Source organism: Microcoleus sp. C2D2 (genome assembly GCF_036702495.1).
Taxonomy (GTDB): domain Bacteria; phylum Cyanobacteriota; class Cyanobacteriia; order Cyanobacteriales; family Microcoleaceae; genus Microcoleus.
Genome location: NZ_JAUBTO010000363.1, coordinates 1 through 1,863, shown reverse-complemented (window position 1 = coordinate 1,863; position 1,863 = coordinate 1). Strand labels below are relative to the sequence as shown.

The 1,863-nt window shown below is 47.7% G+C and carries 1 protein-coding gene; it reads left to right on the top strand.

Annotation, left to right across the window (positions count from 1 at the left end; genetic code table 11):
* Positions 1-389: 389 nt before the first annotated feature.
* Positions 390-1,781: a malic enzyme-like NAD(P)-binding protein gene (locus tag QUB61_RS39175; RefSeq protein WP_333133539.1), complete on the top strand. Its 1,392-nt coding sequence runs from the start codon at positions 390-392 to the stop codon at positions 1,779-1,781.
* Positions 1,782-1,863: the final 82 nt, after the last annotated feature.

Sequence of the window (1,863 nt, the reverse complement as noted above, 5' to 3'; positions counted from 1 at the left end):
ATTTTTATCTTTCCACGACTTAAGTACGTGGCACGGTATCCGTTTTTGGGCCTTGTCAATGCTTCAATCTAAAATCTAAAATCTAAAATCTAAAATCGATTGACCTCAGAAACCGGGTTTAGAGGTCCGCGCTTCATATTCGCGGTTCGCGGGGAAGTTGACAGAAAATAGGCTGTTTGTGGGCGAGTCACAAGCTATACACAGAGCAAAGCTCAACTCAAAAAAAGATGAGTTTCCCCGCGGCAACCAAAGGCAGTGCAGAGCGATCGTATCACAGGCTCATAGAATTTGTTAAAAATTTCAGTTGAAAATTTGAATTATTAAATTTTATGCCTAACATTGGCGATAAAATCTAAGATTGAAATTCTCAAATCTGAAATCAAGACATCATGGTAAAACTGACACCAAACCCCAGCTTTAGTTTAACAATTCGGGTTGCTCTGCCGAACCAGCCGGGAATGCTCGCAAGAGTCACTAGCGCGATCGCATCTGTCGGCGGCAACTTCGGCCAAATCGACTTGATCGAGCAAACCCGCGCCACTACAGTTCGCGATATCACCGTCGATGCTTACAGCACCGAGCACAGTGAAGAAATAGTTCAAGCAGTGAAAGCACTGCCAGATATCAGAGTGATCGACGTGTACGATCGCACTTTCAACTTGCACCGCGGCGGAAAAATCAGCGTCATTAGCAAAATTTCCCTCAAACGCCAGTCGGATTTGGCAATGGCCTACACCCCTGGAGTCGCCCGCATCTGCACTGCGATCGCCAATGACCCCCAACAAGTTTATAACCTCACAATCAAAAACAATACTGTTGCCATTGTTACCGACGGTAGCGCAGTTTTGGGACTGGGAAACCTCGGCCCTGCTGCCGCGCTGCCAGTCATGGAAGGCAAAGCCATGCTATTTAAAGAATTTGCAGGTATTGACGCCTTTCCTATCTGTTTGAATACCCAAGATACCGAGGAAATTATTCGCACAGTGCAGAATATCGCCCCGGTTTTTGGCGGCGTTAACCTCGAAGATATTTCTTCTCCCCGCTGCTTTGAAATCGAAGCAAGATTGCGGGAAACCTTAGATATTCCGATTTTTCACGACGACCAGCACGGCACTGCGATTGTCAGTTTGGCAGCATTAATTAATGCCTTGAAACTCGTGAAAAAAACAATAGCAGAAGTGTGTATCGTGATTAACGGAGCCGGTGCGGCCGGAGTCGCGATCGCCCGGTTGCTGCGTAAAGCAGGTGCCCAAAACATCATCATGTGCGACTCCAAAGGCGTCCTCTCCCAAGACCGCACGGATATGAACCCAGAAAAACTAGAATTTGCTGTGCCCTCCAGCGGTACTTTGGAAGATGCGATCGCCGGTGCCGATGTATTTTTAGGGGTCAGCGCGCCCGGAGTGCTCACCCGTTCGATGGTGCGTTTGATGGCCGAAAATCCCATTGTTTTTGCAATGGCAAATCCCATTCCCGAAATTCAGCCAGAATTAATTATGGAAGATGCGGCGATCGTAGCAACCGGACGCAGCGACTACCCGAATCAAATTAACAATGTTTTGGCATTTCCGGGGATATTTCGAGGTGCTTTGGACTGCAAAGCTGCCACGATTACGGCCAGTATGTATTTAGAGGCAGCTTATGCGATCGCCTCTTTAGTCAGTCCTTCCCAGCTTGACAAAGAACACATTATACCATCTGTTTTTGACGAAAGAGTTGCCATTGCTGTCGCCGGTGCAGTGCAGTTGGCCGCCCGATCCGAAGGTATTGCCCGCGATTAATTGACGGCAGAAGGAAGAAGGAAGAAGGAAGAAGGAAGAAGGAAGAAGGAAGAAGGAAGAAGGAAGAAGGAAGAAGGAAGAA